The following is a 26,086-nucleotide window of genomic DNA, read 5'->3' on the forward strand; positions in this document are numbered from 1 at the left end:
CCATGCGGAACTACACTGCCGCCACACTGATGATGCTCCTCTGCTGGCTCCCCGGCTGCGCCGGCAGCCAAGGCTTCGATCGGCCCGCCATGCAGGCATTCCTCAAAGCCGACGCGAGCGAGATATTCGAGCTCGAAACGGCCGGCCGGCCGAGCCTCCGGACGCCGCTCCGCCTGGCCTTCTTCTTCATCGAGGACGAACTGCCCTCCCATCGCACGATCCGCAAGGCGGACTGGGTGACGGCCGACAAAGAACGTTTGAAACAGAGTCTGGCGCCGCTCCTCGAAGAGGGACTGCTCTCGGAGATCGTCTTTCTGTCGGATGCCACCATCCGGGGGCATCACGCGGTCAAGATCCGCCAAGCCGCGCTGCGCTATGGCGCGGACGCGGTGCTGGTGGTGAACGGGCTCTCCGCCGTCGATCGCTTCAACAATGCGTCGGCCTGGCTGTACCCCACTCTGCTCGGCGCCTATGTGGCCGATGGCACCGAAAGCCGTGCCTTGTTCATGCTGGAGGGGAGCCTGCGCGATGTCGGTGCCGGGAAGGTCCTGGCGAGGGAGCAGGCGGAAGGAACGGCGGCGCGCATCGGACCGGCCATGGCGGTGGAGGACCGGGAAGTGCTCCGTCAAGCGAAGGCGAAGGCGTTGGACGAACTGGGCGCGCGGATCGCGGTGCTCCTTCGTGGCCTCCCACAAGCCGCGCCCAAATCCGGCAGCCCCTCACGGCGAGTCGAACGTCAGTAAGATCCCCAGTAAGAGCAGATGCTGGGCCGGCGACAATCCGATCACGCCGGGCGCGATTTCTCCCTTTCGAAAGAATCCGCCGCCGGGTCCGGTCGATTCGTCATACCGGTACTCCAGCCGCACGATCGCCGTCGTCCGTTGAACGGACGTCTTATATTCGACGGTCGACGTGACGGCCCGCACGAACTGCTCCCGCCCCGTCCATCGCCCGTTGCGATCCCAGTAGAATTCGGGCCGCAGGGCCGTTGACCAGGGCCCGGCTACGTGCCATCGAGCCACCACGTTGCCGCCCATGACGAAGGCTCGTGGGCTTCCCGGCCGACCGGCGATGTTTTCCGTGCCGACATCGTAAGAGGCCGCCAGCACAAGCTCCTCGCCTTTCCATTCCAAGATGTGATTGCCGTAGAGCCGCCAGAATTCCAGCGCCGTGCTCGCTTGATCCGGCCCCCAATAGAGGGTTTGCGTCGCCGTGAGCTGCGGCGTCAGCCGGTACGACCATTGCCCGCCATAGGACGGCTGGTCGTTCGGATGCGAGAGGTGCGCGTAGCCGTTGATGATGAACCCGGCCAGAGTGAGGCGGTCACTCACCGAATATCTGGCGGTGAGCCCGAACATCATATAGGGCGTGTAGTCGGCGATCCAGGAGCGGGTATAGTTCGGATTGTCCTTGGCATAGAGCGATTCATAACCGATAAGACTGTTGAACAGACCGGCGGTGATCAGCAGGCCGTTCCCCGCCGGCGCGAGATACGATACATTGGCGCGCGAGAAGTGGCGCAACGTGTCGGCCCCGCCAACCTTGGGTTCGTTCGGCAGAAAGGCGAACTCTTTCGTGTCGTACCCGCCCTGCACCGCGAACTCCATGCCCCAGCGCGACGCCTCAACCGGATCTTTGCGGACGTACCCCAGCGCCATGTTCGGCGCGAATTCATTATGGCGCGCGGCCGTCGAGCGGCTGCGCCACAGATGGTTTTCCGGGAAATTGAAATTGACGATGTAGGCAAGGTCGAGGTAGGCGCCGTAGTGCCAGTCGGGCCAAGGTGCCTGCGTGCTCTCCGGTTGCTGGCTGTGCGCGACAAGGGGCAGGACGGCCACGAGCGACAGCAGGAGGCCGAGCGACGTGAACGCGCGACTCGGCACTACTTCGTGGGCTCCCCGAGCACGCACCACAGGCGCCTGGTTCCCGACTTCTGATCCGTCACCGGTTCGCCGCTGAAGAAGCTGATCTGCCAGGCCACGATGTCGTCGGTGGGATGCGGCGTCGCCGTCCAATAGATTTCCGATTTGATGTTGGAGAAGGGATGGCCGGCCGGCAAGGCGGGATCGTGCTGCGTCGGATCGATCAGCGTTTTCAGCTCATCGACGGACGGCGCGCGCCAGCCCTTCCGCCCGCCCACTTCCTTCGTCAGGCAGCGCGCCACCGAGGCGCTCCACACGTCGTGAATGCGATCCGGCTCCTGCTCCCAAATCAGGCCCGTCCGGTTGTCCCGGACAGCCGCGCCATCCAGCACGAGCGTAAAGCGGTCGGCCGCCTGTTCGGCGCCGACGGGAGCGCGAAGCAGGAACGCCAGCGCCGCACCCACCAGCCACAGCGCCGTCTGCCGGCCGACCTTTTCCATGGAGCCCTCCTTCAGTGAATGGACGAGGACGTCCGCCCGCCGGCAGTCTGCCGCAGCGCGCTTGTCTTTTCAATAGCGCCTGCGGCATGCTGTCGGCCATTTGAGCAGCCGGCCGCGTCATTCGGAGAGGGGTGAGGCAGCCGGCGACAACCCAGGAGGACGTCATGAGCGCAGTGGAGCATCATCGACGCATCGATGTCTTGGCGATCGGGCTCTTCGGTCTGGCGGTGGGAGCCTTGACGCTCGGCGTCGCACAGGTCGGCGGCATTCCGGGGACGAACAAGATCGGCACATTGGTCATCGCGCTCGTCTTCGGCGGGATCGTCCAGATCCTCGCCGGCATCACCGACATCCGGTATCACGAACAACTGGGCGGCACCGCGCTGACGATGTACGGCTTCTTCTGGCTGACGGTCTGCACCGCCAAGCTCGTGAGCGCCAGCAGTTCTTATCATCTGGACATGATTCTGTACGCTCCCATCAACCTGGTCTACGCGGCCTTTTCGGCCGTCATGGTCTATCTCACCGCCTATCGCAACGCGACGCTCTGCATCCTGCACGTCGTCATCACGCTGACCTTTGCCTTCACGGTGTTGGCGCGGCTCGAAGCCATTTCCGAGCTGATCCCCGGGTTTCTCCACATCGTCGTGGGGCTCATGGCGTTCTACCACGCCATCGCCAGCCTGACGCAGGCCTTCACCGGCCATCAGCTGGTGCCGCTCGGCCCGGCCTTCCTGCACCACGGTGAACGGGCGTTCAACCGTCACGAAGCCGATAGGAAAGACCGGCTGGTTCAACCGGGCTGACGGCGGCGATAGTGGCGGAGCAGGAGCAGACCGCCCCAGGCATACGACGCCAGCATGAGCAGGATGCCGACATGCTGGACGAGGCGGGCCAAACGATGGTCGTATTCCAGCCAGCCCAGCATCGTCAGCAGATTGTTCCAGTCGTGCCCGTCGGTCTCTTGCCCCGTCACACCGCCCAATAGGATCAGCTCGAGCGCGCGGGCATCGTTGATGTAGGGCGCGAGGTCCATGAGACTCTCCGCCAGCCACCACAGCGCGACCGAGGCGGCGAAGGGATCGCGGGTCTGCACGAGAAAGGTGACGAGACAGACGAGGGGCATCAGCACCTGTCCCAGACTTCCACCCAAGATCGTCATGAACCGGCCGAACGGCATGAAGAGCAGATGGCCCGCTTCATGGAACGGCAGGTTGACCAGATGGAGAACGGATTCTCCGGCATAATTCGTTTCGAGCGGCGTGGCGATGAAGGTCCAGCCCCACCGGACGAGTATCACGAATAAGACCGCCCGGCCGTAGAATGACCACGCGTCCGTCTTCGTATCGGACTCGATCAGCCACTGCTTCGCGGCCTGCCGCCACGCGATCGCGCTCTTCATGAACGCATGCTAAAACCGCGACGGCGATGCGGCAAGACTTTCCGCGTAACCGGTCCGATCCGTTCGTGCTGAGCCGGCCGACGCGCTCTCCGTCCACGATCTGTCAGCGCGACATGATGGGAAACGGCGGAAAGATGAGGAAGAACAAGACGACCGTCGCACGCCCGAGCCAGACCCGGACGGGCCCCAGCGCATCATCGGGTCGCGGGATAGACGGATGGGAAAATCCCAGCAGCCCCGCCATCCCGACCCACAACAGCCAGCCGTGCCAGCCGAAGTAACCCAGCACCAATAAAATCGGCAGCGCCGCCAAGGCGATCGCCCGCTGCCGTTCCCCCCACATCGCATAGGCGACGTGACCACCGTCCAATTGTCCGATGGGAATCAAATTCAAGCAGGTCACAAAGAGGCCGAACCACGCCGCTTCCGCGATCGGGTGGAGATTGACGCTGGCTCCCGCCGGCAAGTCCCCCATCACCAGCGACATGATCAGATCCAGCAAGAGCGAGCGGCCGACCAAGAAGGGACTGTCGGGGCTGATGCCGATCTCCACCCGCGACCAGTGCAGCCCGGCGATCAGCGCCGCGACGGCCACCACGAGCCCGGCGAGCGGGCCCGAGATCCCGATGTCGAAGAGAGCCTTGCGCTCGAGGATCGGGCCCTTGACGCGGATGATCGCCCCGAAGGTGCCGACGAGAATGGGCAGGCCCGGAATGAACAGCGGCAGAGAGGCCGGCACACGGTGCAGTTTCGAACAGACGAAATGGGCCAACTCGTGGGTGACCAGGATCGCGAGCAACGTCAGGGCGAACGGAATGCCGTTGAGCAATTCCGCCGGGCGTTCCGTGAGGAGGGCCCAGGCCCCGAGAAAGGGATGAAAGAGATCCGGATGGTCTTGATAGGCGCCGGCCCACAGCGTGGTGAACACCGTGACGAGAAATAAGCCGGCCGGCAGCAAATATTCGGAGAAGCGGCTTTCGTCGGACGTCTCGAGCGTCCAGCCCGCGTCGGCCGCGAGGCGCTCTTCCGTCCGATCTCCGGCCGATGCTGGCGGCAGCTGCGCACCGTTCGGCGGCTCCTGATCCATCGGCTGCTCCGCTACGATCCGGCGTAGAAGGGATTGTGCTGGAGTTCTTCCTCGACGGTCGTCGCAGGACCGTGCCCCGGGAATAAGCGATACTCCGGCGCGAGCGCCAACACGCGGCCGCGCACCGATTCGAGGTGCGTCGGGTACAACTTGCTGGGATTGGACCGGCCGATCGACCCGGCAAACAGCGTGTCGCCGACGAAACAGATCGGATGGCGCGGGTCCTCGACGCGATAGCAGACGCCGCCCGGCGTATGGCCGGGCGTCGGCATGCAAAGGACCGTTCGCCGGCCCACTGTAATCGGATGGCCGTCTTGGGGCACCGCCAACACATCGGCGCGTGGGCGCCAGCTCAGTAAGTCCCTATCCTCAGGCCCGAGATACACCGGCACTTCGCGATGGCGGAGGAGATGATCGAGGCCGTCGGCATGGTCGGCATGGCCGTGCGTGAGGCAGACGGCGACGAGCCGCAGGCCGCGCTTGCCGAGCGCCTCGACCATGGCGGCAGCATTGTAGGCGGTGTCGACGATGACGGCCTCGCCGTTGTCGTGCACGAGATAGCCCTGCACGCCATAACCGTTGATGGAGCCGTGAACGATGTCCACCCAGGACGGCGGCTGCTGGGCCACCGGCTCCCATTTGTCAACGGCGATCTGTTCGAGCGGCGCCGCGCGCAGCCCCAACGCCTTGGCCAACGCCCGGACTTCCGCTCGGTCCCGCGGCCGATCTCCACGCTCCAAGGCCGAGATGTCGCCGCCGGGCAACCCCGTCGCGCGCGCCACATCGCCGACCGACAGCCCCCGCCCCACCCGCGCCTTCTTCAAAATGTCGGAGAACTCGTCCTCAAGCGGCATGAATGAGCCTTCGGCAGTCCGCGATCAGCTCTCTACTCCTTTAGCTCGGCCGGAGGGGCGGGCATGTTCGGCGCTGCCATAGCGTCAGCGGCGGCCTCATAGCTCGATCTAGGAGCACGCGACGGCATTGCGGCCCTTGGCCGCAATCTCATAGGAGCGTGCGGTCGCAAACGTACACGATCCATCACCCACCACGGTCCATCGCATCATGGCAGCGCCGAACATGCCCGCCCCTCCGGCCGAGCCCCTCCCCTACCCTTCGGGGCTCAAACGAATCTCCTTCACTTCCCCGAACGACGACAACACTTTCGGCAGCGCTTCCCCGGAGCCCACCGCCACGATTTTCAACCGCTCCGGCTGGAAATGTTTCTTCGCCGCCGCCAACACATCATCCTTGGTGAGCGCCACCACTTTCGCGCGGAGCTGCTGGAGAAAGTCTTTCGGCAAGCCGTCATACTCCAGCTCCACGAGGCGATTCACGATCGCCGACGGGCTGGAAAAGGAAAATACGAACGAGTTGACGTAGGCCTCCTTCGCCTCGGCCAGCTCCTCGTCGCTGACCGGCTCCGTGCGCATCCGCTCCATGTTGGCGACGAACCGGCTCACCACTTCCTGCGTGGACGCCAGTTTGGTTTCCGCCCGCATGAGCCACACGCCTTCGTCGTGCACGCCGGTGTTCAACCGGCTGCCGACCGAATAGGCGAGCCCGCGCTTCGTCCGCACGTCGTTGAAGAGCCGGCTGCGGAAGGAGCTCCCGCCCAAAATATCGTTCGCGATCGCCAAGGGGACGTAGTCGGGATCGGTCTCCTTGATCGTCAGGTGGCCGGCGCGCAGATGGGTCTGGGAGGTCTCTTTGTTGATGAAGCGGACCGCGGGCTTCGCCGCCTGCTGCGGCGGCACATCGGGGATCTTGAGCTCGGGCACCGCGCCTTTCTTCCAATCACCGAAGACCGCCCGCAAGGCCGCCAGCATCTCATCCTTCTTGAAATCGCCGGTGATGCCCAGGATGATCCCGTTCGGATGGACCGTGGCGCGATGGAAGGCCACCAGATCCTCCCGCGTGATCCGGGTGACGGACTCGATGGAGCTTTCCCGGGCGGTAGGATGGTCGGGCCCGTACAATACTTTGACGAATTCCCGGCTCACGACCGATCCGGGATTGTCCTGCCGCCGGCGGATCGTCTCCAGCGCCTGCAGCTTGGCGAGCTCGACGCGCGCCGGCTCGAAGGCGGGAGCCCGCAGGAGGCCGGCGAAGATCTGCAAGCCCCGCGCGAAGTCCTTGCTCAGCACATCGAGCGACGCGGACCCAGATTGCCGGCCGATGGAGATATTGATATCGCCGGCGAAGTGTTCCAATTCTTCGTCCACCTGCTCGGCCGTCAATCCGCCGCCGCCGCCGGTCCGCATGACCGAGCCGGTGAGCGAGGCCAAGCCGATCTTGTCCGCCGGATCGAGCCAGGCGCCCGTCCGGATCGTTGCGGTCAAGGTCATCAGCGGCAGTTCGTGATCCTCGAGCAGATAGACGACCAGTCCGTTGTCCAGCACCACGCGGTCCGGCTCCGGCGGGGTAAACTCCACCGGCGCGAACGTCATCTTGCGCGGATCGCCCAACGACAGATCGCCCGCCGCGCCGCTCGCCGCCCATAAGAGGAGCCCCACGGCAACCGCCAGCGGGCGGAGCAGTCTCGATTCGCCCTTCACGCTGAACGCTTCACGCTTCACGCTCCTCATGGCGCCACCTCGCTCAGCGCGAGCACCGCCACTTTCTTAGGCTTCTGATGCTCTTTCTTCACGAGTGTCCCCACGGTGCGATTGGTTCGGGTGAAGTATTGCGCCGCCACCCGTTGGATATCCGCCGCGGTCACGGCCGCGATCCTGTCGCGCGACTTGAGCACATAGCGCCAGTCGCCCGCGACGGTTTGATAGAGCGCCAGTTGCGAAGCCAGCCCGCTGTTCGAACGCAGCGCCCGCACAAGGTCGGCATCCAGATTGTTGATCACTTTTTCCAGCTCCTTGGCCGAGACCGGCTCCGTCTTGAGCCGGTCCAATTCTTCGTAGATCGCGGCCTCCGCCTCCGCCGCCGTATGGGGCGCGAGCGGCGTGGCGGTGACGATGAACAGATTCGGCGCACGGACGCCGGGATAGTTGGCGTCGGAATTCACCGAGGCCGCGATCCGCTTCTCCCGCACGAGCTTCTGATGGAGCCGCGACGTCAGGCCATCCGTCAGGATGGCGTCGATCACATCGAACACGTCGTCGTCCGGGTGGCCGAGGCCCGGCTTGTGATAGCCGATCGCCACCATCGGCTCGGCGTCGAATTCGACTTCCACCCGCCGTTCGCCGCGCTGCTCCGGCTCCACGGTCACGAGAGGCGGGGGCGCCGGCGCCGCGGGAATCTTTCCGAACGTCTGCTCGATCAACTCGATCGTGTCTTTCGGATTGATGTCGCCGACCAGCGCGATGGTCGCCCGGTTCGGGCCGTAGTACGTTTTGAAAAACGCCTCGGTTTCGGCCGGGGTCAACGCCAGGATATCCGACCCCCACCCGATCGTGGGCACCCCATATTGATGCGCCCGGAAGGCCGCCGAGGTGAAGGTTTCGAACAACGACCCCTGCGGGCTGTCGTCGTTCCTGAGCCGGCGCTCCTCCATGACGACGCCGCGCTCTTTGTAGAACTCGCGCAGCACGGGATTGGCCATGCGGTCCGCTTCGACGGCGGCCCACAGCGGCAGCCGGTTGGACGGCAGGCTGATGGTGTAGCGGGTGAGATCCTTGCCGGTCGAGGCGTTGAGCCCCACGCCGCCGTGGCGCTGGTAGAGCAACGCCATTTCGTTGCCGACCACATACTGCTGGGCCTGGGCCTGCAGCTCGGCGAAGCGTTTCTGAAGGGCCTCGACGGCCGCCTGCTCCTCGGCCGGCACCGGATTCTTGCCGGCGAGGGCCCGCTGGCGCTGCTCCAGCTCGGTGCCGACGTGGGACAGCTCGTCGAGAATCGGCTTTTCCTTTTCATAATCTTTCGTGCCCACCGTGCGGGTGCCTTTGAACGCCATGTGCTCGTACAGGTGCGCGAGGCCGGTTTGTCCGACCTGTTCGTTGACGCCGCCCACCGCGAAGGTGATATTGATCGACACCACCGGCGTCTGATGGCGCTCGACCATCAGAACGGTCAGTCCGTTCGCCAACTTGTGTTCGATGACGCGGTCCGCCAAGCTCGGCATCCCGGCGTACATCAGATCGCCGTTGAGGCTGAGGCTGAGGAGCACGATCACGGCCGTGAAGCGTGAAGCGTGACGCGTCTCCCGCCGACAGTGATCGGCGAGACACGAGAGACGAGATACGAAATACATTCCCGTAGTCATTCGAAGATCTCCATGAGTTGTTCCGGTCGTTCGATGAACCATTCGGGCTGGCAGGCTTCCATCTTGGCGCGATTGCCCATGCCATAGCCGACGGCGCAGACGCGGATGCCCGCATTGTGGCCGCCGTTGATGTCGTTGGTGCTGTCGCCGATCAGCACGGTGCGCTCCGGCGCCGCCCCGACCTGCTTCATGATGTGCAGCAGCATCCCCGGCTCCGGCTTCAACCCGAAGCCGTTGTCCCCTCCGACCACCACGGGAAAATGGTGGGCGCCCAGGCCGTCGAGGATGACCCGCGTGTATTCAATGGACTTGTTCGTGGCGACCGCCTTCTCCTTGCCGGCGAAGTGCCGCAGCATCGGTTCGATGCCGGGGTAAAACACCGTGCGGTCGAGACAATGCTCCAGATAGTGCCCGCGAAACACTTTCAGCGCCTGCTCGTACCGGTCCTCGTGGGCTTCGCCCACGGCGAGTCGCAACAGGCGCTTGACGCCGTCGCCGACGAAGCCGAAGATTTCCTCCAGCGACCGCTCCGGCAGTCCCAACTCGGCGAGCGTCAAGTTCACGGAACGGGCGATGTCCCACTTCGATTCGATCAGCGTCCCGTCGAGATCGAAGATCAGCAGATCTACCGGCGTCTTCCGCATCATTTTGCCTTTCGGAGGGAAGCCTCGAGCGCGACGAGCGTGCTGCGCTTCTCCTGGTCGGTTTCCTGTCGCTGCGCCTCACGGACGAAATTCACCATGCGTTTCAACCCGACGTGCGGCGGGATGACGGGTTCGATGATCCGCCACGTGCCGTGCACGGCCTTCACGCGGAACCGCACTTCCTCCACGGCTTCCTCGGGGACGAACACAGCGGTCTCCAGATAGACGGACCCCAACACGCGATAGGTAACCGGGATGATGACCTCCAGCTTATCGATGATCTCCCATTGCCGGTGATCCTCCGGCACCGTCGCTTCCTGAATGACGACGACGCGGCCCCACGCCGGCTCTTGCCGCCAATCGATGTAGGGCGCGAGCGTCTCGAAGGACATCGCGTCCAGCCGCGCGCCCTTCTGATCGAGCACGACATAACGCTTGACGATGTCGGTCGGCGGATGGCTGATCGAGCCGGTCTGCGCCAGCGCTGAAGCGGCAAGCAACAAGACGGTCGTCGCCAGCGGGACACACGGCAAAAAAACACATGACCGATGACCAGTGACCATTAACCTGGTTTTATTCCACTTCATGCAGCTTCATGACGTTCGTGCCGCCCGGCCGCCCGGCCACCGTCCCGGCCAGCAAGACCATCCGGTCGCCGGTTTTCACCAGCCGGTTTGTTTTAAGACTCCGCTCCACTTCCACCAGTTGCCGGTCGGAATCGTCGACGCGCGCCATCACCAGCGGCTCCACGCCCCAGAAGAGCGCCATCCGGCGACGGATGCCCTCGTGCGGCGTGAAAGCGACGATCGGCGCCCCGGGACGCTGCTTGGACAACAGTCGCGCGGTCGTGCCCGACTCGGTGAGCACCGCGAGCACGGCCGCCTCGGTCGTCGCCGACGCCGACGCCGCGGCGGCGCACATGGCCTCCGCGATCGAGCCCTGCGGCGACGGTCGCGCCGGGGGCGAGGCTTGGACGGTCGGTTCCGCTTCGGCCGCGCGGACGATGCGATCCATGACCCGCACCGCCTCCACCGGAAAGCGGCCGCTCGCCGTTTCGCCGGACAGCATGACGGCGTCGGTCCCGTCGAACACGGCGTTGGCCACGTCGGAGGCTTCCGCGCGGGTGGGGACGGATTCCGTGATCATCGATTCCAGCATCTGCGTCGCCGTGATGATAACACGCCGGCGCCGGTTCGCCGCAGCAATCATGCGCTTCTGCAACAACGGCACAGCCTCCGGTCCCATTTCAACGCCGAGATCGCCGCGCGCGATCATGACCCCGTCGGCCGCCTCCAGGATCGCGTCGAGCGACTCGACCGCCTCGGCGCGCTCCACCTTGGCGATGATCGGCTGATCGCCTCCACAGTCTTGTACGAAGCGCCGCGCCGCATGGATGTCCGCCGGCCCGCGCACGAACGACAGCGCGAGATACTCGACGCCCTGCCCGACGCCGAAGCGGATGTCGTCGCGATCCTTGTCGGTCAAGGTCGGCGCGCTGATCGTCGTGCCCGGCAGGTTCAGGCCTTTGTGGGTGGTGACCCGGCCGCCGCGCTTCACCCGGCACTCGACCGCGCCGTTCGCCACGGTCATCGCGGACAACTCGACCCGCCCGTCGTCGATCAGGATTCTCGCGCCCGGGCGGACATCCCGCGTGAGATGCGGGTACGTCACCGGCAGCTCCGGCATCGAGCCGGCGGCGGTCGCCCGCGCGCCGAGCTGCCCACCGGATCGTAGCTGCCCGCCGACGAGGCGGACCATCTGGCCTTCGGCCAACTCGACACCTCCCTCGGAAACCGTGGCGATCCGAATGCGCGGCCCTTGGAGGTCTTGAAGAACGGCTACGGCGGCCCCACGCCGGTCGGCCGCGGCGCGGATCGCCTGTATGGCCGCTCCATGCGACGCCTGCGTGCCGTGGGAAAAATTGAGACGGGCCACGTTCATGCCGGCGTCGATCAGCCGTTCGAGCACGGCCGGCTCCTGGCTCGCGGGACCGATGGTGCAGACGATTTTGGCTTTGCGCATCGTGATGAGAATGAGGCGCGAGGAAGGGACCATCCCCGCCATGACATGCCGGACAGACGCGGCTGCGGGCATTGTAACAAACGCGTTTCGAACGCCGCAAAGCCGACGGGCGGCGCGGCGTTGACCTCTTCGGTGCACCCGTGCTAGCGTCCGCCCTCCGGCGAAACCGTGAAGACGATGCGCATGACTCGCTGGTGCTCGCGCGCGGTCCTCCTGCTCGGTGTCGTCTCGTGCTGGGGCGCCGGCGGTCTCATCGACACCCGAGCCCACCCCGACGCGTCTCTGCGCGCGGCGGCGCCGGAGCAGGCCGCCGCGGAGGCTGAGCAGCCGGTCCTGCGCAGTGACGCTCCGCAGAAAGCCCGTGACCTGCTGCAGGCGCTGTTGAAGCGCGACGGCGCGCCGTTGCCGGGTTATGCCGGCGGGCGGGAGTTCCGCAACCGCGAGCGGCGCTTGCCAAGAGGCCGCTATCGGGAGTATGACGTAAATCCGACGGTGCGCGGACGGCCGCGAGACGCCGAGCGCATCGTCATCGAACAGCGGACCCGAAAGGCCTATTACACGCCGGACCACTATCGCACGTTCGTCCCGCTGAACTGATTCCATCGCACAGGACTCCCGCACAGGATTATGCCTCCCCGACAAAACGTCCATACGCACCTCCAACATGCCACGGCTCCCTGGTCATCCCTGCTCGTCGTGCCGCCCGGCGCCACGGCCGCCGCCTTGGTGAAACCGCCGGCCGGCTTCGCGCTACGCCGGATCGAGGGAAAGAAGTGCGCCACGCCGGCCGGGGTCTTCAAAGAGTTCGCGCGGGCGCTCGACTTCCCCGACTACTTCGGACACAACTGGGATGCGCTGGAAGAGTGCCTCGCGGATCTGGAATGGCTGCCCGCGAAAGGGTACGTCGTCCTGATCACCGACGCCCATCACGTGATTCCCGATGATGAAGAGGAATATGAAACGCTGTTGGAAGTCTTGAGCGACGCCGGTGAAGCCTGGAGCAAGGGCCACACGGCCGACGGCCGGCGCGCGCCGTTTCACGTCTTTTTCGCGGTATCCGAACGGGACAAGGGGAAGCGCAAACACTGGGGATTGACGGAACTGCCGCCTAACGACACCGCCGCCAAGACTGCCAGAGGGAGCAAGAGATCCGGGGAGGCTGGACGGGACTGAGTGGGACTACCGATCTGACTGCGGGATGCGCTCTGCGAGGCTGTTCAACAGACGGGCAAGCAAGAACGGGAGTTCAAGCGGCAACGGCGGCAGTCACTGCCCGCCGTTGCCGCGGCCGATGGACGGCTCACCCCGCTCCGTGCGGGAAAGATCTTTCCAACGGGCGCGCACCGCATGCCGGTGCGTCGTGCAGATGCCGTGTGTTTCGCGCCGGTCGTCCAGCGGCGCTTTCTCGCCAACTATCCCTGTTTGTCCTTCGCCCCGGCACCAGGAACAAATAATCGTCATACCGGTCTCTCACCCCTCCGCAGGCGCATTATATGCCAGCAAGAATTACGCCCAAGTAAAAACTACGTTAATAAAAACGCGTCCGATCGGAGTGGCTGTAAAGACCGATGCGGGAGCAGCCGGCAGGTGTATCGAATTGGATAGCGGTGTATCGAATCAGACATTTTTGGGCCGCACGTGAGGCAATCCACGGCAGACATTCCGGAGCAGGGAGTTTCTTGACCGATTCTCCGGCTGCATGATAGGGTGCGCCCCCGCTATGAAGACGACTCGCTCCGCCAAACTCTTCGCCGAGGCGCAAACCCTGATTCCCGGCGGGGTGAACAGCCCTGTGCGCGCCTTCCGATCCGTGGGGGGCCAGCCCCGTTTCATCACACGAGCCAAGGGATCACGACTCTACGATGTCGACGGCAATCGGTATCTTGACTACGTGCTGTCGTGGGGACCGATGATTCTGGGCCATGCGGCGCCCGCCGTGATCAGCGCGATCAAGAAGGCGGCCGGACAGGGCACCAGTTACGGGGCCCCGACGGAATTGGAAGTGGCGCTCGCGAAGGAGATCCGCGCGGCCGTTCCATCGATGGAGAAAATTCGACTCGTCAGCTCGGGCACCGAAGCGGTGATGAGCGCCATCCGGGTCGCCCGGGCCTTTACCAAGCGCGATGGAGTGCTGAAATTCGAGGGGTGTTATCACGGCCACAGCGACTATCTGTTGGCGAAGGCCGGCTCCGGCTTGGCCACACTCGGCATCCCGGACAGTCCGGGTGTGCCGGCGGATTTCGCCAAGCATACACTCACGGCGCCCTATAACGACATTCGGACCGTTCAGCAGCTCGTGAAGGAGCACCATCGCGAGCTGGCCTGCATCATTCTGGAGCCGATCGCCGGCAACATGGGGGTGGTCCCGCCGGCGCCGGACTTCTTAGCGGCATTGCGGCAGCTCACTGCGGATCACGACATGCTGCTCATCTTTGATGAAGTGATCTCCGGATTCCGGGTGCGGTACGGCGGCGCGCAGGCGCTCTACGGAATTCAGCCGGATCTGACCATCTTGGGAAAGATCATCGGCGGCGGGCTGCCGGTCGGCGCGTACGGTGGACGCGCCGAGATCATGGATCTCATCGCCCCGTCGGGACCCGTCTATCAAGCAGGGACCCTGTCCGGCAATCCGCTTGCGGTCACGGCCGGCTTGGCGACGCTCAAGCAGTTGAGAGCCCGGGGGGTCTATAAAGAGCTGGAAGAACGGTCGGCTGCGTTAGCCCGGGGCATCGGCGGAGCGGCCAAGAAGGCAGGGATCCCACTCACGCAAACGCGGGTCGGCTCGATGTTGACGGCGTTTTTCACACCCGGCCCCGTGGTCGATTGGGACACCGCAAAACGGTCCGACACGAAGCGATACGGAACATTCTTCCATCTCATGCTCGAACAGGGCGTTTATCTCGCCCCGTCTCAATTCGAAGCGGCCTTCCTCTCGACCGCCCACACTTCAGCCGACATCGACAAGACCATCAAAGCCGCCGCCACCGCCTTCAAGAAACTGTAGCTTGTCGTTCGCGAAGCGTCGGGTGAGTGAGCCGCCTCGTTCGTATCTCGTAAGATACAAACGGTGTCTCATCCGATACAGTGCCGCCGCGCAACAAGCGTAGCGCAGTTGGCAGGATGCTCAAAACGAGTTCATTGCTAGGCCGCAGCGAGCGAAAGTCCGAGGCGTGCTCCGAGCACGTTGAGGACTTGAGCGACGCGAGAACGACGCAAGGAACCGTTTTCAGCATCCTGCTTATTCGTCGTCCTCGTCGTCCGCTTCGAGCGCCTCCTGCCGCTTCTGCTCCTCCATCGCGTTGTGCAGCAGCATGCGGATGAACATCGAATAGAGCGAGCCCTTTTCGAGCGTGCCGCCCGGCGGAATCGCGATCTTGCCTTCTTTGATCATACGGTCCATCCAGGCTTTCTGATCGGGCGCGATCAGAATCGGGACCTCGACCAATCCGACTCGGCCAAACATTTCCATGGTGTATCCCTCCGCGTCACTCTCTTGCTATCGGCTATCAACCATCAGCTATCGGCTTTGAAAATGCCACGCGGTTTTCTTCATTGTCAACCGAGCTGAGCGCGTGGCACGGCGCGTGCTTTAGCCTTCCGCCATGCGCCTTCCACGAATCATCCCGGCCTGCATGCTCCTCGGCCTGAGCGGCACGGTGTTGCTGGAGATTGCCGAAGCGTCTCGCCTTTCAACGTCGAGCGCAGAATCGACCGTTCACAAGCATTGCGATCTCTGCCGGGCTCCATCGATCACCGACACGCCCCCTCCTTCGACGCTGCAGCCCCATCGGCGCCACAGTCCGCCCGACAGCAGACCACACCGATTACCCAAAGGTCGATACAAGCTCACGCCCTATCAAAAGCATGCGCGCCCGTCCGCCTTGGGACGGATCTACGGCAGAGGCCAGCCGGGCAGCCAGCCGATCTACACCATCGACGGCGATACGTTGCGCGTCGGGCCGGATCGTATCAGACTCCGCGGCATCAACACGCCGGAATTGAACGAGCCGGGCGGTGACGCGGCGCGCGAACGGCTTGCGCAGCTCTTGCAGCAGGGCCCCATCCGCATCGTCCCCTATGGGCAAGACGTGTACGGCCGAACCGTCGCCGATGTGTTTGTCGGCGGGCGCAACGTGGCGGAGATGCTGAGACAGGAAGGCTACGCGAAACCACCATCCTGAACAGAGATTACCGTGGTTTCCCTTCGTTTCGCTCTTGTCCTCGTTGCGCTGCTAGCCACAGATGCTGTCTCCTACCCCGGCGACTTCCCACTCTTCGACGCCCATATCCACTACAACCACGATGTCTGGGACTCGCTGCCGCCGAATGAGGCGGTCCAGCGATTGCGCGAGGCCGGAATTCTACGGGCGCTGGTATCGAGCTCCAGCGACGAGGGCACGCAGAAGCTCTATGCCGAGGCGCCGGATCTGATCATTCCGGAGCTGCGGCCCTATCGGAAGACCGGAGAAACTGGTTCGTGGTTCCGCGATGAATCGGTCATCGAGTATCTTCAGGAACGTCTGGCACGCTACCGATATGTGGCGATCGGAGAATTCCACGTGAGCGGCGCGAACGCCGATCTGCCGGTGGTGCGTCATCTGGTGCTGCTCGCCAAGCAGCATGGCCTTCTACTCCACGCCCACTCGGATGCGGACGCCGTCGACCGCTTATTCCGGCATGATCCCGACGCGCGGCTCGTCTGGGCGCATGCCGGATACGAGCCTCCTTCGCTGGTCCATGAGCTGCTGCGCCGTCACACTCACCTCTGGGTGGACCTTTCATCCCGCGATGATCTGACCGCGAACGGCAAGCTGGTGCCCGAGTGGCGAGCGCTGTTGGTCGAGTTTCCCGACCGCTTCATGGTCGGCACGGACACCCATGCGCCTCACCGGTGGAACGCCATCGGGTCGAGCGCCCGATCGGTGCGCGGCTGGCTCGCCGACTTGCCGGCCGACATCGCCGAACGCATCGCGCACAAGAACGGTGAAGAGGTGCTCACTCAAGCATTCTTGAAGGGCGGCTGATCTGTTCGAAGAAAGGAAGGAGGAGGCGCGAGTTATTTCTTTTTCTTGTCGCTGTCCGAAAACAGCAGCCATCCCAGGACGATGAAGCCGATCGCGACGCCCGCGATGGCGAGCCAGGTTCCGATTTTATCCATTTTTTAGCGACTCCTCGGCGCACCTGACTCTAACGCGGCGACAACGGCCTTGTCGAGGCGCTTCACTTTGCCGTTTCCATCCGTCGCGGCCAGCCGGGCGGACCCTTCTACGATCACTCGGCCGCTATTTTTCTCCTTCACCACGTGCGCGAACGTGAAGGAGGCCGCGCTCATATCTGTCACCACCGTGTCGATCGCCAACGTGTCACCGTACCGAGCTGGAGAACGATACTCCACCTCGGCATGGACGACGACAAAGACCGTCCCCTCATTCATCAACGCCGCAACGGACAGCCCCCGTTCTTCCAAGTATTGGGTCCGCGCGCGCTCAAAGTATCTGAGGTAGTTGGCGTAATACACGACCCCGCCGCAATCGGTGTCTTCGTAGTAGATTTTGACTTCCATTTAGAGTGGGAGGGTCGGAAATTTTGGCAGGGCGCTTTCTTGGACCCCGGCCAGCTTGACCACGACCTCGTACAACTGCTGCACCCGCTCGGCTTTGAGCGGTTCGAATCCGTGGCCGAGGACCGCATGGTTCGCGGCGTCGAGCAGCGGCTTCATGGTCGGCCAGGCGCGAAGGAAGGCCTGGCCCAGCGGATCGCCGAGCCCGGCGAGCGTGCGATACTGCGCCTGCAGCGGGAGCTTGTGTTTGCCGTCGATGTCTTCGAGGTAGCAGGTGCGGCAGAGTTCCTGGAGCGCGTGGGGAAGCTGCTCGGGCGTCACATCCCATGTTTTGATCCGATGCGCCTTGAACAATTGCCGCTGGGCGAAGGCTTCGAGGGCGCGGATCAACGCCACCATGGCGGCTTCCGGATCATGCGACACATGCAGGCGCCGGCCGGCGTGCGCGAGCAGATCGGCCGCCGCCCACTCCTTCACGTCCGCCGGATCGAGGACCAGTTTTTCCAGAAAGCCGGCGTTGGTTTTGATCGGCGCGAGGACGGTCTTCAATCCCGGCGGCCCGCCCCAGAGCGATGCCATTTCCAGCGCCTTCACGGCGGTCTTCAACTTGTCCCACGCTTGCCGGTAGTGGAATCGTTCCCAGCCGTCGTACCCGTCGGCCAAGTCGGCCAGCGCGCGATAGAGCGGCTTCTGTCCGCCGCTGACGCGGACTTCCGCCTCGCGAAAACGTTGCGCCGCGGCGGGAAACAGGCCGCGGTTAAATAGCTCACACCCGTCCCGGCGCGTGACGGCGGCCGCTTCATCCCACGGATTGTGCTGAGCCCACAGGAGTCGCCTGTCCGCGACATCGACGGTCTCGCCGTCCTGATCGGCGGCAACAGGAACGAGGCTTACGACACGGGAGCTCCAGGGGAGTGCCACGATGGACAGCGCGGCGGCGATGGGCGCGGGCGCTCCGGTCAGGTCCACCACCACGTCGCCCGGTTGCACGTCCCAGGCCTTCAACAGATCGGGAAGGGCGCGGGCGATCGTCTGATACGAAGCCGCAAACCGCGGCGGTTCGTCAATGACGAGCCAGTCCCAGCGGCGCGGCATCTGCTCGATCTTGGGCTGCACCGACGTCTCGACCAGCGCCTTGCCCGCTTCCGGCAAGACGAAGCACAGGGCCTCCGGCTTGAGCCGATTGATGACCACGACGGCCGCCGCCGCGTCATCCGTCAAGGCGAGGACGAGGGCTTTGACCGGTTGATCGTGCGCCATGGGGCGGATGATAGCATGGCGATCTCCCCGGCTCCTACCGTCCGTCCGCCTTCTGCCATCGCCCTTTTGCTTGACGGTCTCGGGAAACCTGCTTAGACTTCGCCATCACCGATCCTCAGGCTCACCGCGGACGAGGCCCACGATGACATGGTGGTATTGGATGTTGCTCGGACTGCTGCTGCTCGGCGCCGAGACCATGACCCCCGGCGGCTTTTACATGCTGTTTTTCGGCCTGTCGGCGTTGATCGTCGGCACGCTCGCAGGCGTGGGGTTCGTCGAGACGGACTGGTTGCAGTGGCTGCTCTTCTCGCTCGTCGCGGTGGGATCGCTGCTGATCTTTCGCGGGCCTCTGTCGGCGTCGCTGAAACAGACGCCGGTCGAGGCAGGCGCCGTCGATTCAATGGTCGGGGAAACCGCCATTCCGCTTGAACCCCTCCCCGTCGGAGCCACCGGCAAAGCGGAACTGCGTGGCACGACGTGGACGGCCAAGAATGTCGGAGCCGCGCCTCTCTCCAAAGGCCAACGGGGGAAAGTCATGCGGGTCGACGGCCTGACGCTCTGGGTGACGGCGGAATGAAGCGGGCCCGATAAATAGGATGGAGGAGGTCGGCATGACAGGCGGATTTCTCGTGGTGCTCTTTCTCGCATTGCTGGTCCTCTACGTCATCGCCAAGACCGCGGTCGTGGTTCCGCAGCAAAGCGCCTACGTCGTGGAGCGCCTCGGCAAATACTCGGCCACGTTGGATGCGGGCTTTCACATTCTGCTCCCGTTCATCGACACCATTCGCTACAAACATTCGCTGAAAGAAACGGCCGTCGATATTCCCGAGCAGGTCTGCATCACGCGCGACAACGTGCAGGTGTCCGTCGACGGGGTGCTGTATCTCAAAGTCTTGCATCCGCAACGGGCCTCGTACGGCATCAGCGACTATCACTTCGCCCTGTCCCAACTGGCGCAAACCACCCTGCGCAGCGAGATCGGCAAGATCGAGCTGGATCGGACGTTCGAGGAGCGGACGAACATCAACATCCAGGTCGTCAACGAACTGGACAAGGCGTCGGAGCCGTGGGGCGTGAAAGTCCTGCGCTACGAGATCAAGAACATCACGCCGCCGAAAGACGTGTTGAACGCGATGGAGAAGCAGATGCGCGCCGAACGGGAAAAACGCGCCCTGATTTTGACGTCCGAAGGCGAGCGTGACGCCGCGATCAACCAGGCCGAGGGCGAGAAGCAGCAAGTGATCAAGGCCTCGGAAGCCAAGAAACAGCAGCAGATCAACGAAGCGGAGGGCGCGGCGGCGGCCATCTTGGCCATCGCGCAGGCCACCGCGGAAGGTTTGCGGAAAGTCGCGGAGACGATCCAAGTGCCGGGCGGGCAGGAAGCGGTGCAGCTGCGCGTGGCCGAACAATACATCACGAAATTCGGCGAACTGGCCAAAGCGACCAACACACTCGTGCTCCCGGCCAGCGTGTCGGACGTCGGATCGATGATCGCGCTCGCAATGAGCGCCATGCGGCAGCCCGCGCCAGGCAGCACCGCCAAGTCGTGACCGGTTTGACTTGGTCTCAGCCGTCGCCTAGAATCCGCCACCGATTATGACGAAGGTCATCCTCGACGCCTTCGACGAGAGCGCGCGCGTCAAACAGCAATTCGCGCGCGACCACGCCGACCGGATCGCAGTGGTCGCCACGCTCCTCGCCCGGGCCTTTCGCGACGGCTCTAAAGTCCTGTTGTTCGGCAACGGCGGCAGCGCCACCGACGCGGCCCACATCGCCGCCGAGTTCGTCGGCCGATACAAGCGGGACCGCCGGCCGTTGCCCGCCATCGCCCTCGCCACGGACATCGCCGCCATCACCTGCATCGCCAACGACTACGGGTATGATGAGCTGTTCGCGCGGCAGATCCGGGCGCATGGCCGGAAGGGCGATATCGCCATCGCGATCAGCACGAGCGGGAACAGCCCCAACGTCCTCAAGGGCGTCGAAGCGGCCAAGGACCTCGGCTTGACGACGATCGCCTGGACGGGCGGCACCGGCGGCAAGCTGGCCGCGCTGGTCGACCATCCCTTCGTCGTACCCTCCACCGTGACGGCCCGGATTCAGGAGAGCCATATCACGCTCGGCCACGTCTTGTGCGAGCTCGCAGAGGAACAGCTCCTTGGCCAGCAGGCGTAAGCGGTCGCGCGGGCCGGCTTCCACGGGCCGGCTGATCGCCCCCATCAATGCGTCGGACCTGAAGACCTATCCGCTTAAAAAACGCCACAGCAAAGTCCGGGTGTCGGACTTTGCCGCGCCGTGGCGGCGGGGAGGTTCCTTGTCCAAATTCCTCGCGACCCTGCCGGATATTCTGGCAGTGAAGGCCCTCCGCGCCGTCGTCGCGGCCATCGTCACGGCCCGCCGAACCGGCCGCCCGGTCATCCTGGGAATCGGCGCGCACGTCCTCAAGGTGGGATTGGCGCCGGTGATCACCGACTTGATGGAACAAGGCGTCGTCACCGCCGTGGCGATGAACGGCGCCGGCATCATTCACGACTTCGAATTGGCGCTCATGGGCCATACGTCGGAAGAAGTCGACGCGGAAATCGACGACGGCCGGTTCGGCATGGCGGAAGAAACGGGCCGGATGCTGAACGAGGCCATCTGCGGGGGCGCGGCGGCCGGGCAGGGTTTGGGCGAAGCGGTCGGGCGCTACATCAACCGCTCCGCCGCGCTCTTTCCGCACCGCGCGACCAGCATCCTCGCCGCCGGCGCGCGCCTCGGCCTGCCGGTGACCGTCCATGTCGCGCTGGGGACCGACATCATCCACATGCATCCGTCCGCGGACGGCGCGGCGATCGGCGCGACGTCTCTGTTGGACTTCCGCCGCCTGGCGGCTGTCGTCGCCGGCATGGAGGGTGGCGTCTATGTGAACGTGGGCTCCGCCGTGATTTTGCCGGAAGTGTTTCTCAAAACGGTCTCCCTGGGGAGGAACCTCGGCTACCCGTTGTCGAAGATCACGACCGTGAACATGGATTTTCTCTCGCACTATCGTCCCCAAACCAACGTGGTTCGCCGCCCCACCCAGAAGGGCGGCCGGGGCTACTCGTTGACGGGGCACCACGAAATCATGCTGCCGCTGCTGGCCGCCGCGGTCATTGAGGCGCTGGGGCGTCCATGATCCGGCTGTCCGCGGACGCCTTGCAGCAGCGCTGGCGGGAGTTGAACGAGCGGTTCTTCGAGGGCCAGTTGCAGCCGATTCCCATCGTCTGGAGCCGGCGGTTGACCGCATCGGTCGGCATGTTCGTGAGCCGCGGAGGCCCGCGCGCACGCGATCTGGACGCCGGCCGGCGCCATCGGGAAATCCGCCTGTCGCTCCCCCTGCTTGAACGCCTCGCCCAGCGCAGCGCGTACGCCGAGCAGGAGCTGCTGAACACGCTGGCGCACGAGATGATCCATCAATGGCAGTTCGACGTCTTACGGCGCCGGCCGAATCACGGGCTGGACTTCATGCGGAAGATGACGGAGATGAATCGGTCGGGAACGGTGACGATCACCACCTACCATGCCTTGCAGAAAGAAGTGGCGGCCTTGTCGCGCTTTGCCTGGCGCTGCCGGCACTGCGGCCGGGTGTATCGGCGGCAACGCCGGACGATCGAGCCGGCGCGCCATCATTGCGGCCGATGCCGCGGGCCCCTCCAGGAGCTTCCGCTCCCCACCCCGCCCGCTCCGCACGCGCCGGCCGGTCGTCGCGGCTCGCCGGCGGGTTCCCGCCCCTCCGGTCCGGTGCAGTTGGTCCTCGCCTGGCGGGATTCTTAGGCGGCCCGATTCCGTTTGTCCGCACTGGCCCGTTCGGCACCGGCCTGTTCCAGCGCGGCTCGCACCCGGATGAGCTCGCGATTCAGCTCCGCCAGGAGTCGGCCGCATTGATCGGCGTCCGCCAGGTCCGCAGCCCGCTGCGCCCGCTCGCAGAGTTTCGCCATCGCGAGCGCGCCCAGATGGCCGGCGCTGCCTTTGAGCCGATGCGCCAGCCGCCCCATCTCCCGGAGATCCCCGGCGTCCCGGGCAGCCCGCATCTGATTCATCGACTCAGGAACATCTTTCAGAAATTGGCCGATCAACGCGGGCAGGAATTCCGGCGCATCGTCGCCGCCCAACTCGCGCAGCCCTTGGAAGATCAGCGGGTCGATGGCCGGCTCTTCCCGGTTCATCGCGGGATCGTGCCTCACTGGAGACAGGCGTCGGTCCAACACAGCTGCGAGCGTCTCCAGCATGATCGGTTTCGAGAGATACTCGTCCATGCCGGCGGCCAGGCAGCGTTCCCGGTCCCCTTCCATCGCATTGGCCGTCATGGCGATGATGGGGACATGATGTGTGACGCGTGATCCGTGACGCGTTGAGGCGGAACCTTGTTCCGGCTCGTCACTCGTTGCGCGTAACTCGTCACGTTGTTCCCGATCCCGAATCCGCCGCGTGGCTTCGAACCCGTCCATCTCGGGCATTTGGCAGTCCATGAAAATCAGATCGTATCGCAGGCGGCCCGCCGCCTCGACCGCTTCAGCTCCGTTGGCCACGAGATCCACGCGATAGCCCAGCCGCTCGAAGAGCCGCACCGCCACTTTCTGATTGATGACGTTATCCTCCGCCAACAAGATCCGGATGTGCGCGCCGGCGCGGGCCTCCGCGACCGTATGGCGGGTGACGAGCGGCGGATGGTGCCGGTCTCCGGACGGACGGCCAGCGGCGGGCGGGGAGGCGTCCAGCGCGGCGACGAGCGCCTCGTAGAGGTGGGACTCCCGGATCGGTTTGGTCAGGTACGCCGCCAGGCCGGCTTCCCGGGCGGCCGCGGCGTCGCCGCGCCGCCCGAGCGACGTCAGCAGCACCAGGCGCACACCGGCCCAGCGCGGATCCGCTTTCATCGCCCGGGCCAGAGCCAACCCATCGACGGATCCCATATCGGCGTCCAACAAGGCCAGATCGAACGGGGCCGGTTCCTGCTGCTGCGCGATCCAGTCTCGGACGGCCGGGCCGCCCACCATCGGCGTCGGATGCATGCCCCACCGGTTCAGGAGCTCGACCAGGATGGCCCGATTGACGGCCTTGTCGTCGACGATCAATGCCCGGCGCCCCTGCAGCCGTTCCAAGGATCGCGTGATGCCCGCCGCCACGCCGGCGCTCTTGTCGAGGCGCACGGTGAACCAGAAACAGCTTCCCTCGCCGGGGCGGCTCGTGACTCCGATCGCCCCGCCCATCAGCTCGACCAGCCGCTTGCAAATCGCGAGGCCGAGTCCGGTCCCGCCGTATTTCCTGGTGGTGGACGCGTCCGCCTGGCTGAACGATTGGAACAACCGCTGCTGCGCGTCCTCCGCGATGCCGATGCCCGTATCCGTGATCGCGATCCGGATGGCGGCGGCGCGCTCGGATTGCTCCTCCACCGTCACCTGCAGGACGACGTCGCCGCGGTCGGTAAACTTGATCGCGTTGCCCGCGAGGTTCATCAGGATCTGGCGCAGCCGGCCCGGGTCGCCGACGACGCCGCGCGGCACGTCGGCATGAAACAGGCAGGCGAGGTTCAGCCCTTTGGACGACGCCCGCTCCGCCAGCAGTTCCAAGGCGTCCTCCACGGCGACCCGCAGGTCGAAGTCGATCCGTTCGAGGCTCAGCTTGCCCGCTTCGATTTTCGAGAAATCGAGGATGTCGTCGATGAGCATCAGGAGATGGTCACCGCAGCAGCGCACCGTCTCCCCGTACTCCCGCTGTTCCTCCGTCAACGCGGTGTCCAGCAGCAGGCCCGTCATGCCGATGATGCCGTTCATCGGCGTGCGGATTTCATGGCTCATCGTCGCGAGGAACGCGGATTTGGCTTCGGTGGCCGCCTGGGCCTCTCGCAGCGCGGCGTCGAGCTGATGATTGATGCGTTCGAGCTGTTGCGCATAGTCGGTCACGGCCTTTTCCGATTCCTTGCGGGCCGTGATGTCGCGGATGAACGCGCTGAAACTCACCGTGCCGTCCAGTCGGAGGGGCGCGATCGCCAGCTCGATCGGAAACTCCCGGCCGTCGCGGCGCAGCCCCACGATTTCGATCAACTTGTTGAAGACGGTGGCGGTCCCTGTTTGGCAAAAGCGCGCCAGCCCCGCCCGGTGCGCGGCCCGATAGACCGGCGGGATGATCGTGTCCGCCAGATCCCGCCCGACGGCCTCGTGATGCGTCCAGCCGAACATCGTCTCGGCTTGGCTGTTCCATTCGGTGATGACGCCGTTCACGTCCATCGCGATGACGGCGTCCAGCGCCGTGTCGATGATAAGGCGCGTCCGGCTTTCATTCTCGCGCAACGCCCCTTCCACTTCCGTCCGTTCGAGAAACAACCCGATTTGGCTGCCGATAATGCCGAGCGCCCGCAGCAACTCCGGGTCGGAGGGGTGCGCCTCTTCGCTGAAGAATTCCATGACGCCGTAGACGTTCGCCCGTAGCCACACGGGAAAGGCGCAGGCGGCGCGCAGCCCGCCCAGCGCCGCCTGCGGCCCGGACCCGTCGGGCTCCCCGCGCATGTCGCCGATCCACTGCGGCTCCCCGCGCGCCCAACAGCGTCCGGGCAGCCCGACACCCGATGCGAAGGTACGTTCGCGGCACCGGGCCAGAACGTCCTGAGCGACCGACGGATCCCGAGTCCAGGTTTGCGTGCAGGCCAACACCGGAGGCTCGTCGCGCACCTGCCAGAGCAGGCCGACCGACCAGTCCAAGGCCGCGGCGACGGCGCGGAGCAGATCGGGCAAGGCCTGCTCCACTGAGCTGGATTCCGCCAGCACTTTCGCCACCGCATGTTGCAACGCCTGGCGGCGGTCGCTCCGCCGCTGTTCGGTGATGTCCCGAAACACGCAGAGCACCGAGACTCCGGCTTCGCCGCCGGTGGGCAGCGACACCGCCGTCATGTCGACCCAGCGGACCGCACCGGAGAAGCCGAGGAGGCGCCCCGTGGCGACGACGCCCCGCCCCTGGAAGGCCGCGTCATGTCCCCGTTCGAAGGCGGCATGATCGTCGGGGTGCACGAACTGATCGAGCGATTTTCCGACCACTTCCTCGGGAAAGGCGGCGGCGATGAGCGCGCACCCCGCAGGATTGATGTGCACTACACGACGCGCCCGGTCCAGCACCAATACCCCTTCCGGATCGATTTCCAGAATCGTTTCCAGGCGCCGCTGCTTCTCGCAGGCGCTGGCTCGCTCCTCTTCCGCTTGCATCCATTGGCGTTGCGCCCTATGGGTGATCACGGCCAACCAGGCACACAGCGGAACGGCGAGCAGCGTCGCTGCGAGGGATACCCGCCACCCGGACTCCCAGCCCAACGGTCCGATCCATCCCATGCCGAGCGTGACGGCGGACACCAGACCGATCAGCGCCATTTGGCGGCGGTACGTGATCCGCCGCCCGCCCTGAGGGACAGGCCCTTGCGCCGGCAGTTCAGTAGTCATACGGTCGGGACCGGGAGCCTGGCTCAAGACAGACCTCTCTCCACGTTCCTTACCGTTTGTATCGGTTTGGAACTGCGCCGGCTTAAGACCG

27 protein-coding genes are annotated in these 26,086 nt (G+C 64.8%); 12 read left to right on the forward strand and 15 right to left on the reverse strand.

Translation table 11 applies throughout. The features are described from left to right. The first annotated feature begins 2 nt into the window (after positions 1 to 2). Positions 3 to 743: a hypothetical protein gene (locus tag NITMOv2_RS21135; RefSeq protein ID WP_145976467.1), complete on the forward strand. Its 741-nt coding sequence runs from the start codon at positions 3 to 5 to the stop codon at positions 741 to 743. Here NITMOv2_RS21135 and NITMOv2_RS21140 read toward each other — a convergent pair. Beyond that, a complete protein-coding gene (locus NITMOv2_RS21140; protein WP_053381740.1) occupies positions 720 to 1,883 on the reverse strand; it encodes an outer membrane beta-barrel protein in 1,164 nt (387 codons plus the stop codon). The genes NITMOv2_RS21135 and NITMOv2_RS21140 overlap by 24 nt on opposite strands. Then, complete coding sequence (locus NITMOv2_RS21145; protein ID WP_053381741.1) at positions 1,883 to 2,362, reverse strand: Lcl C-terminal domain-containing protein; 480 nt, start codon at positions 2,360 to 2,362, stop codon at positions 1,883 to 1,885. The genes NITMOv2_RS21140 and NITMOv2_RS21145 overlap by 1 nt, the downstream gene beginning before the upstream one ends. A 164-nt stretch (positions 2,363 to 2,526) precedes the next feature. Here NITMOv2_RS21145 and NITMOv2_RS21150 point away from each other — a divergent pair, with 164 nt between their 5' ends. Next, the gene (locus tag NITMOv2_RS21150) at positions 2,527 to 3,168 is read left to right on the forward strand and encodes an acetate uptake transporter (protein WP_053381742.1); all 642 of its coding nucleotides are present in this window, start codon (positions 2,527 to 2,529) and stop codon (positions 3,166 to 3,168) included. Here NITMOv2_RS21150 and NITMOv2_RS21155 read toward each other — a convergent pair. The 8 genes from NITMOv2_RS21155 to pyk all read right to left on the reverse strand — a co-directional run bounded on the left by NITMOv2_RS21155 (position 3,156) and on the right by pyk (position 11,802). Next, positions 3,156 to 3,764 (reverse strand): hypothetical protein, encoded by a 609-nt coding sequence (locus NITMOv2_RS21155; RefSeq protein WP_053381743.1) that lies wholly within the window; start codon positions 3,762 to 3,764, stop codon positions 3,156 to 3,158. The genes NITMOv2_RS21150 and NITMOv2_RS21155 overlap by 13 nt on opposite strands. Positions 3,765 to 3,867: 103 nt before the next feature. Further along, a complete protein-coding gene (locus NITMOv2_RS21160) occupies positions 3,868 to 4,851 on the reverse strand; it encodes a site-2 protease family protein (RefSeq protein WP_053381744.1) in 984 nt (327 codons plus the stop codon). A gap of 11 nt (positions 4,852 to 4,862) precedes the next feature. Further along, positions 4,863 to 5,705, reverse strand: coding sequence for an MBL fold metallo-hydrolase (locus tag NITMOv2_RS21165; protein ID WP_053381745.1), 843 nt, complete (start codon positions 5,703 to 5,705; stop codon positions 4,863 to 4,865). 252 nt (positions 5,706 to 5,957) lie between these two features. Further along, complete coding sequence (locus NITMOv2_RS21170) at positions 5,958 to 7,436, reverse strand: M16 family metallopeptidase (RefSeq protein WP_053381746.1); 1,479 nt, start codon at positions 7,434 to 7,436, stop codon at positions 5,958 to 5,960. Next, complete coding sequence (locus NITMOv2_RS21175) at positions 7,433 to 9,064, reverse strand: M16 family metallopeptidase (protein WP_238590417.1); 1,632 nt, start codon at positions 9,062 to 9,064, stop codon at positions 7,433 to 7,435. Before NITMOv2_RS21175 ends, NITMOv2_RS21170 begins: the two co-directional genes overlap by 4 nt. After that, positions 9,061 to 9,711: an HAD family hydrolase gene (locus tag NITMOv2_RS21180; protein WP_083448285.1), complete on the reverse strand. Its 651-nt coding sequence runs from the start codon at positions 9,709 to 9,711 to the stop codon at positions 9,061 to 9,063. Before NITMOv2_RS21180 ends, NITMOv2_RS21175 begins: the two co-directional genes overlap by 4 nt. Next, positions 9,708 to 10,241 (reverse strand): hypothetical protein, encoded by a 534-nt coding sequence (locus tag NITMOv2_RS21185; RefSeq protein ID WP_145976468.1) that lies wholly within the window; start codon positions 10,239 to 10,241, stop codon positions 9,708 to 9,710. The genes NITMOv2_RS21180 and NITMOv2_RS21185 overlap by 4 nt, the downstream gene beginning before the upstream one ends. 40 nt (positions 10,242 to 10,281) lie before the next feature. Beyond that, positions 10,282 to 11,802, reverse strand: a complete 1,521-nt coding sequence (gene pyk / locus NITMOv2_RS21190; RefSeq protein WP_202967282.1) for a pyruvate kinase — start codon at positions 11,800 to 11,802, stop codon at positions 10,282 to 10,284. A gap of 111 nt (positions 11,803 to 11,913) precedes the next feature. On the opposite strand from pyk, the gene NITMOv2_RS21195 reads away from it, so the two are divergent. Together NITMOv2_RS21195 and NITMOv2_RS21200 are read left to right on the forward strand one after the other, a co-directional pair. Next, entirely contained in the window at positions 11,914 to 12,327 is a 414-nt protein-coding gene (locus tag NITMOv2_RS21195) for a ribonuclease domain-containing protein (protein WP_053381749.1), read from the forward strand. Positions 12,328 to 12,357: 30 nt separating this feature from the next. Then, positions 12,358 to 12,903: a barstar family protein gene (locus NITMOv2_RS21200; RefSeq protein ID WP_053381750.1), complete on the forward strand. Its 546-nt coding sequence runs from the start codon at positions 12,358 to 12,360 to the stop codon at positions 12,901 to 12,903. 93 nt (positions 12,904 to 12,996) lie between these two features. Here the strand turns inward: NITMOv2_RS21200 and NITMOv2_RS21205 are convergent, their stop codons facing one another. Next, complete coding sequence (locus tag NITMOv2_RS21205) at positions 12,997 to 13,191, reverse strand: hypothetical protein (RefSeq protein WP_053381751.1); 195 nt, start codon at positions 13,189 to 13,191, stop codon at positions 12,997 to 12,999. 259 nt (positions 13,192 to 13,450) lie between these two features. Between NITMOv2_RS21205 and hemL the strand changes: the two genes are divergently transcribed. Next, positions 13,451 to 14,734 carry a glutamate-1-semialdehyde 2,1-aminomutase gene (gene hemL, locus NITMOv2_RS21210; protein ID WP_053381752.1) on the forward strand — a complete coding sequence of 428 codons (1,284 nt, stop codon included), beginning with the start codon at positions 13,451 to 13,453 and terminating at the stop codon, positions 14,732 to 14,734. 234 nt (positions 14,735 to 14,968) lie between these two features. Here the strand turns inward: hemL and NITMOv2_RS21215 are convergent, their stop codons facing one another. Then, positions 14,969 to 15,199, reverse strand: a complete 231-nt coding sequence (locus tag NITMOv2_RS21215; RefSeq protein WP_053381753.1) for a hypothetical protein — start codon at positions 15,197 to 15,199, stop codon at positions 14,969 to 14,971. 133 nt (positions 15,200 to 15,332) lie between these two features. On the opposite strand from NITMOv2_RS21215, the gene NITMOv2_RS21220 reads away from it, so the two are divergent. Both NITMOv2_RS21220 and NITMOv2_RS21225 read left to right on the forward strand, forming a co-directional pair. Next, positions 15,333 to 15,911, forward strand: a complete 579-nt coding sequence (locus NITMOv2_RS21220; protein ID WP_053381754.1) for a thermonuclease family protein — start codon at positions 15,333 to 15,335, stop codon at positions 15,909 to 15,911. A gap of 12 nt (positions 15,912 to 15,923) precedes the next feature. Further along, a complete protein-coding gene (locus NITMOv2_RS21225) occupies positions 15,924 to 16,754 on the forward strand; it encodes an amidohydrolase family protein (protein WP_145976469.1) in 831 nt (276 codons plus the stop codon). Between the two features lie 137 nt (positions 16,755 to 16,891). Here NITMOv2_RS21225 and NITMOv2_RS21230 read toward each other — a convergent pair whose 3' ends face one another. Continuing rightward, positions 16,892 to 17,293 carry an acyl-CoA thioesterase gene (locus tag NITMOv2_RS21230; protein WP_053381756.1) on the reverse strand — a complete coding sequence of 134 codons (402 nt, stop codon included), beginning with the start codon at positions 17,291 to 17,293 and terminating at the stop codon, positions 16,892 to 16,894. After that, the gene (locus NITMOv2_RS21235; protein ID WP_053381757.1) at positions 17,294 to 18,550 is read right to left on the reverse strand and encodes a TIGR02710 family CRISPR-associated CARF protein; all 1,257 of its coding nucleotides are present in this window, start codon (positions 18,548 to 18,550) and stop codon (positions 17,294 to 17,296) included. Positions 18,551 to 18,692: 142 nt separating this feature from the next. Here NITMOv2_RS21235 and NITMOv2_RS21240 point away from each other — a divergent pair, with 142 nt between their 5' ends. Genes NITMOv2_RS21240 through NITMOv2_RS21260 form a run of 5 tightly spaced genes read left to right on the forward strand, consistent with a single transcriptional unit; the run spans position 18,693 to position 22,345 of the window. Further along, the gene (locus NITMOv2_RS21240; protein ID WP_053381758.1) at positions 18,693 to 19,127 is read left to right on the forward strand and encodes an NfeD family protein; all 435 of its coding nucleotides are present in this window, start codon (positions 18,693 to 18,695) and stop codon (positions 19,125 to 19,127) included. A 34-nt stretch (positions 19,128 to 19,161) separates the two neighbouring features. Beyond that, positions 19,162 to 20,100: an SPFH domain-containing protein gene (locus NITMOv2_RS21245; RefSeq protein ID WP_202967283.1), complete on the forward strand. Its 939-nt coding sequence runs from the start codon at positions 19,162 to 19,164 to the stop codon at positions 20,098 to 20,100. A 46-nt stretch (positions 20,101 to 20,146) separates the two neighbouring features. After that, the gene (locus NITMOv2_RS21250; protein WP_053381760.1) at positions 20,147 to 20,725 is read left to right on the forward strand and encodes a D-sedoheptulose-7-phosphate isomerase; all 579 of its coding nucleotides are present in this window, start codon (positions 20,147 to 20,149) and stop codon (positions 20,723 to 20,725) included. Beyond that, on the forward strand, positions 20,709 to 21,707 hold the full coding sequence (locus NITMOv2_RS21255) for a GSU2086 family protein (protein WP_053381761.1): 999 nt from the start codon (positions 20,709 to 20,711) through the stop codon (positions 21,705 to 21,707). The genes NITMOv2_RS21250 and NITMOv2_RS21255 overlap by 17 nt, the downstream gene beginning before the upstream one ends. After that, the gene (locus NITMOv2_RS21260; RefSeq protein ID WP_053381762.1) at positions 21,704 to 22,345 is read left to right on the forward strand and encodes a SprT-like domain-containing protein; all 642 of its coding nucleotides are present in this window, start codon (positions 21,704 to 21,706) and stop codon (positions 22,343 to 22,345) included. Before NITMOv2_RS21255 ends, NITMOv2_RS21260 begins: the two co-directional genes overlap by 4 nt. On the opposite strand, the gene NITMOv2_RS21265 is transcribed toward NITMOv2_RS21260, so the two are convergent. Continuing rightward, a complete protein-coding gene (locus tag NITMOv2_RS21265; protein WP_083448288.1) occupies positions 22,342 to 25,995 on the reverse strand; it encodes a response regulator in 3,654 nt (1,217 codons plus the stop codon). The genes NITMOv2_RS21260 and NITMOv2_RS21265 overlap by 4 nt on opposite strands. Between the last annotated feature and the right edge of the window lie 91 nt (positions 25,996 to 26,086).

This window comes from Nitrospira moscoviensis (assembly GCF_001273775.1).
GTDB lineage: Bacteria > Nitrospirota > Nitrospiria > Nitrospirales > Nitrospiraceae > Nitrospira_D > Nitrospira_D moscoviensis.

Excerpts from the sequence above, each read along its gene's own strand:
- NITMOv2_RS21135 (WP_145976467.1), top strand. The coding sequence starts at position 3 with ATGCGGAACTACACTGCCGCCACACTGATGATGCTCCTCTGCTGGCTC.
- NITMOv2_RS21145 (WP_053381741.1), bottom strand. The coding sequence starts at position 2,362 with ATGGAAAAGGTCGGCCGGCAGACGGCGCTGTGGCTGGTGGGTGCGGCG.
- NITMOv2_RS21150 (WP_053381742.1), top strand. The coding sequence starts at position 2,527 with ATGAGCGCAGTGGAGCATCATCGACGCATCGATGTCTTGGCGATCGGG.
- NITMOv2_RS21155 (WP_053381743.1), bottom strand. The coding sequence starts at position 3,764 with ATGAAGAGCGCGATCGCGTGGCGGCAGGCCGCGAAGCAGTGGCTGATC.
- NITMOv2_RS21160 (WP_053381744.1), bottom strand. The coding sequence starts at position 4,851 with ATGGATCAGGAGCCGCCGAACGGTGCGCAGCTGCCGCCAGCATCGGCC.
- NITMOv2_RS21165 (WP_053381745.1), bottom strand. The coding sequence starts at position 5,705 with ATGCCGCTTGAGGACGAGTTCTCCGACATTTTGAAGAAGGCGCGGGTG.
- NITMOv2_RS21170 (WP_053381746.1), bottom strand. The coding sequence starts at position 7,436 with ATGAGGAGCGTGAAGCGTGAAGCGTTCAGCGTGAAGGGCGAATCGAGA.
- NITMOv2_RS21175 (WP_238590417.1), bottom strand. The coding sequence starts at position 9,064 with ATGACTACGGGAATGTATTTCGTATCTCGTCTCTCGTGTCTCGCCGAT.
- NITMOv2_RS21180 (WP_083448285.1), bottom strand. The coding sequence starts at position 9,711 with ATGATGCGGAAGACGCCGGTAGATCTGCTGATCTTCGATCTCGACGGG.
- pyk (WP_202967282.1), bottom strand. The coding sequence starts at position 11,802 with ATGCCCGCAGCCGCGTCTGTCCGGCATGTCATGGCGGGGATGGTCCCT.
- NITMOv2_RS21195 (WP_053381749.1), top strand. The coding sequence starts at position 11,914 with ATGACTCGCTGGTGCTCGCGCGCGGTCCTCCTGCTCGGTGTCGTCTCG.
- NITMOv2_RS21200 (WP_053381750.1), top strand. The coding sequence starts at position 12,358 with ATGCCTCCCCGACAAAACGTCCATACGCACCTCCAACATGCCACGGCT.
- NITMOv2_RS21205 (WP_053381751.1), bottom strand. The coding sequence starts at position 13,191 with ATGACGATTATTTGTTCCTGGTGCCGGGGCGAAGGACAAACAGGGATA.
- hemL (WP_053381752.1), top strand. The coding sequence starts at position 13,451 with ATGAAGACGACTCGCTCCGCCAAACTCTTCGCCGAGGCGCAAACCCTG.
- NITMOv2_RS21215 (WP_053381753.1), bottom strand. The coding sequence starts at position 15,199 with ATGGAAATGTTTGGCCGAGTCGGATTGGTCGAGGTCCCGATTCTGATC.
- NITMOv2_RS21220 (WP_053381754.1), top strand. The coding sequence starts at position 15,333 with ATGCGCCTTCCACGAATCATCCCGGCCTGCATGCTCCTCGGCCTGAGC.
- NITMOv2_RS21230 (WP_053381756.1), bottom strand. The coding sequence starts at position 17,293 with ATGGAAGTCAAAATCTACTACGAAGACACCGATTGCGGCGGGGTCGTG.
- NITMOv2_RS21235 (WP_053381757.1), bottom strand. The coding sequence starts at position 18,550 with ATGGCGCACGATCAACCGGTCAAAGCCCTCGTCCTCGCCTTGACGGAT.
- NITMOv2_RS21240 (WP_053381758.1), top strand. The coding sequence starts at position 18,693 with ATGACATGGTGGTATTGGATGTTGCTCGGACTGCTGCTGCTCGGCGCC.
- NITMOv2_RS21245 (WP_202967283.1), top strand. The coding sequence starts at position 19,162 with ATGACAGGCGGATTTCTCGTGGTGCTCTTTCTCGCATTGCTGGTCCTC.
- NITMOv2_RS21250 (WP_053381760.1), top strand. The coding sequence starts at position 20,147 with ATGACGAAGGTCATCCTCGACGCCTTCGACGAGAGCGCGCGCGTCAAA.
- NITMOv2_RS21260 (WP_053381762.1), top strand. The coding sequence starts at position 21,704 with ATGATCCGGCTGTCCGCGGACGCCTTGCAGCAGCGCTGGCGGGAGTTG.
- NITMOv2_RS21265 (WP_083448288.1), bottom strand. The coding sequence starts at position 25,995 with ATGACTACTGAACTGCCGGCGCAAGGGCCTGTCCCTCAGGGCGGGCGG.